General features: G+C 64.5%; 10 protein-coding genes. 7 read left to right on the forward strand and 3 right to left on the reverse strand.

Translation table 11 applies throughout. The features are described 5' to 3' along the window. Positions 1–51: 51 nt before the first annotated feature. Both AC0L2H_RS11760 and AC0L2H_RS11765 read right to left on the reverse strand, forming a co-directional pair. The gene (locus AC0L2H_RS11760; RefSeq protein WP_473590351.1) at positions 52–474 is read right to left on the reverse strand and encodes a hypothetical protein; all 423 of its coding nucleotides are present in this window, start codon (positions 472–474) and stop codon (positions 52–54) included. Positions 475–592: 118 nt separating this feature from the next. Then, positions 593–898 (reverse strand): hypothetical protein, encoded by a 306-nt coding sequence (locus AC0L2H_RS11765; RefSeq protein ID WP_473590352.1) that lies wholly within the window; start codon positions 896–898, stop codon positions 593–595. 322 nt (positions 899–1,220) lie between these two features. Between AC0L2H_RS11765 and AC0L2H_RS11770 the strand changes: the two genes are divergently transcribed. The 7 genes from AC0L2H_RS11770 (at position 1,221) to AC0L2H_RS11800 (ending at position 4,916) form a co-directional block, all read left to right on the forward strand. Further along, positions 1,221–1,454 carry a hypothetical protein gene (locus tag AC0L2H_RS11770; protein ID WP_473590353.1) on the forward strand — a complete coding sequence of 78 codons (234 nt, stop codon included), beginning with the start codon at positions 1,221–1,223 and terminating at the stop codon, positions 1,452–1,454. 100 nt (positions 1,455–1,554) lie between these two features. Continuing rightward, positions 1,555–1,950 (forward strand): hypothetical protein, encoded by a 396-nt coding sequence (locus AC0L2H_RS11775; protein WP_473590354.1) that lies wholly within the window; start codon positions 1,555–1,557, stop codon positions 1,948–1,950. Between the two features lie 3 nt (positions 1,951–1,953). Beyond that, positions 1,954–2,424: a hypothetical protein gene (locus tag AC0L2H_RS11780; RefSeq protein WP_473590355.1), complete on the forward strand. Its 471-nt coding sequence runs from the start codon at positions 1,954–1,956 to the stop codon at positions 2,422–2,424. After that, positions 2,402–3,016, forward strand: coding sequence for a terminase large subunit domain-containing protein (locus AC0L2H_RS11785; protein ID WP_473590356.1), 615 nt, complete (start codon positions 2,402–2,404; stop codon positions 3,014–3,016). The genes AC0L2H_RS11780 and AC0L2H_RS11785 overlap by 23 nt, the downstream gene beginning before the upstream one ends. A gap of 259 nt (positions 3,017–3,275) precedes the next feature. Next, entirely contained in the window at positions 3,276–4,109 is an 834-nt protein-coding gene (locus AC0L2H_RS11790) for a phage terminase large subunit family protein (RefSeq protein WP_473590379.1), read from the forward strand. Between the two features lie 143 nt (positions 4,110–4,252). Next, positions 4,253–4,822, forward strand: coding sequence for a hypothetical protein (locus AC0L2H_RS11795; RefSeq protein ID WP_473590357.1), 570 nt, complete (start codon positions 4,253–4,255; stop codon positions 4,820–4,822). Then, positions 4,776–4,916, forward strand: a complete 141-nt coding sequence (locus AC0L2H_RS11800; protein WP_473590358.1) for a hypothetical protein — start codon at positions 4,776–4,778, stop codon at positions 4,914–4,916. Before AC0L2H_RS11795 ends, AC0L2H_RS11800 begins: the two co-directional genes overlap by 47 nt. 245 nt (positions 4,917–5,161) lie before the next feature. Here the strand turns inward: AC0L2H_RS11800 and AC0L2H_RS11805 are convergent, their stop codons facing one another. After that, the gene (locus tag AC0L2H_RS11805; protein WP_473590380.1) at positions 5,162–5,776 is read right to left on the reverse strand and encodes a methyltransferase domain-containing protein; all 615 of its coding nucleotides are present in this window, start codon (positions 5,774–5,776) and stop codon (positions 5,162–5,164) included. Positions 5,777–6,056 lie beyond the last annotated feature (280 nt).

Here is a 6,056-nt window from a genome sequence, read left to right on the forward strand (position 1 = left end):
CGGCCGGCGAAAGGCCGGCCGCCCAACCTTTCGATGGAATCCATCGGTCCGTCAGTCGTGCCAGCGGCGATGGAACCAGTTGGGCTGGGGTTCGACGCTTCTGGCAATCGCGAGGCCGATGAGTACACCGACAAAGCCGCCCAACATTGCTGCCGTCGAAATCGTGCCGGGATTCTGCTGGACCGTTTCCGACACGCTCTGCGCCTGGCTACGCAACTGTCTTGCCGCGCGCGAGGCGCGATCCGCGGCGCTGTCGTACCAGCCCTGGGCCGTTTCGACAGCTTCCTCCGCCTGCTCGCTCAGCGCCCGGTTCAGCCTGCTGACCTCACGACGCAACTCGGCGATCTGCTTCTTCATCGTCTCTTCGGACGCGTTCGACCGGCTGGATCGGCTGCGCGAGGCACCCTGGCTGCGGACTGAGGCGGTATTGCCATTGCTGTTCGATGGGCTGGTTTCATTGTCTGCCACGGTCATCTCCTTCTTATCTTTATCTATGGCAACGGCGCCGGAGCAAATGGGTTCCGTCCGGCAATCTCACCAAAGCAAAGGCCGTGGAGCAAACTCCACAGCCCTGGCGAAACATGAGAGCGGCCTACTTGCCGCAGTTGTTGTCGTTGACGGTCGGCGACGCGGTTCCAGGTGATAGATTGCCAGCGTCGGGCTGTGCGCCCTGCGGGCTGTTGGCACAATTCTGATCGGCGTTCGAATTCATGCCGTCCGTTGTCGTGGTGCTGCCGGTTGTACCCTCATCGGGAGCCGGGTTGGCGGGAGTTGCCGGATCAACCGTGACCGACTGGCCACTGCCGCCGTTACTGTCTGTCCCGCTGGCATTCTGGGCCATCGCCGCCGTGGCGAGGCCAATCGTCAAGGCGGAAGCTGCAAGAATTCTGGTAAGCATAATCTTCTCCTTTGTTCCAAGGTAGGGTCGCGTTGCGACTGGTGGTAGAACCGTTCGGGCCTGCCAATGGTTCCGATAGAAATCCGGCTTACCCGATCAATTTCCGGACCGGGAACTCATCTTCCTGGCCCGGTGACAGGTCTTTTCTTTGGAGTTTTGCATAGCGGCAGCTGGCTATCTGAGGGCAGTTATGCTATGATTTGACTATGGTGCTGATTTGCGCCAACGACCCGCCCCCGAGGCGGGTTTTTGTTTTCGGCCACCTCGCTCGATAGTCGCTTGCACATGCATTGGTCGTGACGGATCGCGACAATTCGAACTGATGTGGAAACCTGATTTTCGCGAACGTGCCATATCCTTTGGCGACATGTCGAGGACACGCGAGGATTTTCGGGCAAACTGGCGCGGCGCGCGACGCTATCAGTTTGACGAAGAATATCGTCTGAGAATGGCGCAGCCTCGTTCCAATCGACCTGTGCTGTTGTTGGCGATGGTCCTTGCCGCTGCGTCTTTCGCGGCGGTCTTCTTCTTCGACTGGTCAGCGCTGCTCAGATAGTATCGTTCGTCTTTCGGTGACCAGGACTTCGAACTGACGAGGCTCTTGTCTCGTTCTTTGCCTCTGAGACAACGCGCACCGCACCTCAAGAGATCATCCCATGCCCAGCCGTTACGCCACCATCATCAGCGACGATGACGGCCACGAGGTCGTCAGCGCCATAAGCCTGTTCGAGGGCGTGCCGCAAGCGCGCGTCGGCCGTATCGAAGCGGTGCCGCCCGGTGTGCTGATCGGCATGGTGCGCGGCGGTCCGGTCGATGCCGTTGGCGGCTTCGGCTTTCCGCAGGCGAGGCTCAGTGGCGGCATCGTGGGGTTCGTCAGGGCGAGGCTGAAGGCCTTGCCAGAGGCGGCGAAGCCTGAGGCAGCAGGGCGCAAGGCAAAGGCGAAGCCGCGCGGCAGAAAGAGGACGCGCAAGAAGCCTGCCCGCAAGACGGCGGCAAAGGCTGATATGGCGATGAAGCCCGGGATGCCGGCGCCCGCCGAGATTGTGGAGTAGGGCATGGCGGAAGTCACCGACGATCCGCCGGCCGCGGCGAAATCCACGCCGAAGGCCAAGCCCTCCGGCCGCCCGAAGCGGGCGAAGAAGACGCTGGGCGATGATTTCCTGGTCGCGGTGCGCGCCGATTTCCGCGCGCATGGCGCCGGCGTCATCGCCAAGGTTCGCAGCGAAAAGCCCGACCAGTATCTGAAGATCGTGCTGTCGGTGCTGCCCAAGGGTTCTGATATCGACACCAACAGTCTGGATGCATTGAGCGATGACGAAATCAGGCAGCGCATCCACGGCCTCGAAGCCGTCCTGCGGCCGTTCCTCGGGGAAGGGCCGGACCTCAGGGAAAGACCGGGCCTCAGGGAAAGACCGGGCCTCAGGGAAAGGCCGGACCGCGAAAAGCCTGGTCTCAAAGAGCCCGGCAGCGGCGAAGAGGGAATATCTGAGCCTGCTCAAGGAGTTGGACCGCCGGCGCCGCACTAACCAGCTCGCCGCCTACCAGCCCTATGCCAGGCAGGCCGCGTTCCATGCGGCGGGCGCCACCAATCGCGAGCGCCTGTTCATGGCCGGCAACCAGCTCGGCAAGACCAGGGCCGGCGGCGCCGAATGGGCCATGCATCTCACCGGCCGCTATCCCGCGTGGTGGCAAGGCAAGATGTTCGACAAGGCCGTGCGGCTGTGGGCCGCCGGCGTCACCGGCGAGGGCACGCGCGACAACCCGCAGCGCGTGCTGGTCGGTCCGCCGCAGCAGCCGGCGGAGTGGGGCACCGGCATGATCCCCGCCGACGCCATTGCCCATACCATCATGGGGCGCAATGCTGCGGGTGCCCTCGACAGCGTCGTGGTGCGCCATGGCGGCGGCGGCGATGTGCAGGCTGGCGAATCCGTGCTGTCGTTCAAGAGCTACGAGAAGGGCCGCGAGAAGTGGCAGGGCGAAACGCTGCATGGCGTCTGGTTCGACGAGGAGCCGCCGCTCGACATCTATTCCGAGGGGCTGACCCGCACCAACGCCACCGGCGGGATTACCATCGTCACGTTCACGCCGCTGCTTGGCATGAGCGATGTGGTGTTGTAGTTTTTGTCGGCGGAGGAGGTGGAGCGGATGGGGAAGGGGTGAGGTTGCGGACAAGCATAAGCTTTTCCTCACCGGTCGAGTTCCTTCGCACCCCCCTCTGTCCTGCCGGACATCTCCCCCGCAAGGGGGGAGATTGGCGGTTTCACTGGCCGCGCCCTTTTTTCAACCAACGTTGGAAGTTGGTGGAAGCGATGGTGACATCTGATCTCCCCCTTGCGGGGGAGATGTCCGGCAGGGCAGAGGGGGGTGCTGTCCCTCCATCCGGAAAAGGTGGGCCGAACAACACCATACGTTCGGCACCTACCAAAACGATTCAAGCCGGAAGGGCGCACCAATGACCCGTCACGTCACCTTCATGACCATCGACGATGCCGGGCATTATTCGCCCGAGCAGCGCGCCGCGATCGTTGCCGCCTATCCGGCGCATGAGCGCGAGGCGCGCGCCAAGGGCATTCCGGTGCTGGGCTCCGGCCGCATCTTTCCAGTGGCCGAGGAGCTGATCGCCTGCGAGCCGTTCCGGCTGCCGCGCTACTGGCCGCGGCTCGGCGCGCTCGATTTCGGCTGGGACCATCCGTCGGCCGCGGTCGAGCTCGCCTGGGATACGGAGGCCGATGTCGTCTATGTCTCGAAAGCCTGCCGCGCCTCGCAGCAGACTCCCGCCATGCAGGCGCTGACCTTGAAACCGTGGGGCGAATGGCTGCCCTGGGCATGGCCGCGCGACGGCCGCCGCGAGACGCTGGAGGGCGCTGGCGTGGCGCTGGCCAAACAATATGCGGCGCATGGGCTGAACATGCTGACCCGCCACGCGCAATTCGCCGACGGTTCGGTCTCGGTCGAGGCCGGGCTGATGGAAATGCTCGACCGCATGCAATCCGGCCGCTTCAAGGTGTTTTCGACGCTTCTGCCCTGGTTCGAGGAATTTCGGCTCTACCATCGCAGGGACGGCCAGGTGGTGAAGCTGCGCGACGACCTGATGGCCGCGACCCGCTATGGTGTGATGATGCTAAGGGAAGCGGTGGTGGATCCGGCGGAGTTCAAGGCGGGGCGCAGACGGTCGACGGGGCAGAGCGATCCGCTGGGGGCGTTTCGGTGATGCTCGCAGTGACTTCAGAGCGCCGCGACGGGCGCAGAAATTCTGCGATGCGGCATTCTTCGGCGGAGTTCACGGCATGGATCCCAGGGTCTCCGCGACGTCGCTTCGCTCCTGCTTCGCCCTGGGATGACGAAAGTCTGTTCATGCCGACCCGCATCATCCCCGCAACCCTCCGCGACCTGTCCTACATCGCCGCCAACCTCCGCCCCGAAGACCGGGCCGAGATCGACTGCCAGCTCGACAACTGGTCGCCGGCGCTGCTGGCGCTGACGGCGCTGCAGGGCTTTGCCTATGTCGCCGAACTCGACGGCAATCCGGAAGCGAGCTTCGGCGCTGCCGAACAGCGCGGCGGGCTGTGGATCGCCTGGAGCTGGGGCACGCGCCGCATGAAGCGCTGCGTGCCCGGGATTACGCGGTTCTTTCACGAGGTGCTTGGGCCTGAGGTCGCGGCACGCGGCGCCTGGCGGGTCGAGGCGCGGGCGCTGGCCGCCAATGAACTGGCGCTGCGCTGGCTCGGCCGGCTGGGCGCCATTGAACGCTGCCGTCTGCCTGGATATGGCCGCAACGGCGAAACCTTCATCCTCTTCGACTGGACAAGAGAAAGCTTGAACCATGTGCCTGTTTCAAAAACCACCTGCGCTGAAGCCGCTGCCACCGACACCGACCATGGCCGACAAGGACGTGCAGGCGCGCGAGGTAGCGCTTCGTGCTGAGCTCGAGCAGCGCCAGGGCACTGCCGGCACGGTGAAGACCGATCTCGCGCCCGGTGATCTCACCGGCAAGCGCCGCGTGCTCTTGGGGGTGTGAGATGGGCGCGATGAAACGGGTGTTCAGGAACCGGGGCGGCTGGCCCTGGTGGCATTGGCGGCGGCTGGCAAGATTGGTGAAGCGGCGGGGATAATCTCCCCCCTTGAGGGGGAGATGTCGCCGAAGGCGACAGAGGGGGTCGCCCCGCGTAGAGCGCCAACCTCCACTGCCGCAAGGAAGGAGGTCGCGTCCGGTCGTGCCGACCCCCTCTGGCCTGCCGGCCATCTCCCCCTCGAGGGGGGAGATTACGCTCTTCGCGCAAACCCCCAGACCATCAGCGGGTATTCCTCGTCATTGCTCAAATCGCGCCACAGGCCGTAGGCGCGCACCGGGCCGCCGATATGGGCCCTGGCGCAGGCTTTGTTGCCCCAGCCGAACACTTCGATGTCGGCCTCGGCGAAACCGCCTTCGACCAGCACCTGCTTCAGGCCGGCTGGCGTCCAGCGGTTGTAGTCGTGCGGCCTGGCATGGACCCGGAACAGGAATGGCGTGGCCACCATCGCCCAGCCGCCGGGCTGGGTCATGGCGTGGATATTCCGCGCCGCCGCCAGCGGCCGCTGGACATGCTCCAGCACCTGGTCGGCGATGACGATTTGATATTGCCGCTCGGTGCGATCCTTGCAGATGTCGAAGTCGGGGAAATCGACCGAGGTGTAGTTGGAGCACATCGTCTTCCAGTAGCGGTTCCAGCCGGGCGAAACCTCGATCACCGGCGAGGACTTTCGATTGTCCGCTTCGAGAAACGCGGTGAACGCCTCGATCTGCCTGATGCGCAACCAGTTGCGGGAATCATAGCCGATCAGCCGCTTTGCAACCTGCTTGCCTCGCCGCTTGAGGGCGCCGGTCAGGCTTTCCGTCATTGCCACATTGGCCTCCTGCAAAGGCCCGCCGCACCGACGATCTAGCACCGATAGGCGCGCAAAAAAAGACAGGGGGATGAAGGCTGGCGATCCTTCGCACCCCCCTCTGGCCTGCCGGCCATCTCCCCCGCAAGGGGGGAGATCGGATGTCATGACGGCCTTCGCCAATCGCTAGCGTTTCAGGAAAAAGCGAGGCGGTGAAGCCGGCCATCTCCCCCCCGGGGGGGGGGTGTGGCGGGGCGGCCGAGGGGGGGGGGGGTGCGCGGGCTTTGCAAATAAA

It is taken from the genome of Mesorhizobium sp. WSM4871, from assembly GCF_055811295.1.

What these genes read in the sequence shown, in the direction of transcription:
- AC0L2H_RS11805 (WP_473590380.1), bottom strand. Translation starts at nt 5,776, where the DNA reads ATGACGGAAAGCCTGACCGGCGCCCTCAAGCGGCGAGGCAAGCAGGTT.
- AC0L2H_RS11800 (WP_473590358.1), top strand. Translation starts at nt 4,776, where the DNA reads ATGGCCGACAAGGACGTGCAGGCGCGCGAGGTAGCGCTTCGTGCTGAG.
- AC0L2H_RS11795 (WP_473590357.1), top strand. Translation starts at nt 4,253, where the DNA reads ATGCCGACCCGCATCATCCCCGCAACCCTCCGCGACCTGTCCTACATC.
- AC0L2H_RS11775 (WP_473590354.1), top strand. Translation starts at nt 1,555, where the DNA reads ATGCCCAGCCGTTACGCCACCATCATCAGCGACGATGACGGCCACGAG.
- AC0L2H_RS11765 (WP_473590352.1), bottom strand. Translation starts at nt 898, where the DNA reads ATGCTTACCAGAATTCTTGCAGCTTCCGCCTTGACGATTGGCCTCGCC.
- AC0L2H_RS11770 (WP_473590353.1), top strand. Translation starts at nt 1,221, where the DNA reads ATGTGGAAACCTGATTTTCGCGAACGTGCCATATCCTTTGGCGACATG.
- AC0L2H_RS11780 (WP_473590355.1), top strand. Translation starts at nt 1,954, where the DNA reads ATGGCGGAAGTCACCGACGATCCGCCGGCCGCGGCGAAATCCACGCCG.
- AC0L2H_RS11760 (WP_473590351.1), bottom strand. Translation starts at nt 474, where the DNA reads ATGACCGTGGCAGACAATGAAACCAGCCCATCGAACAGCAATGGCAAT.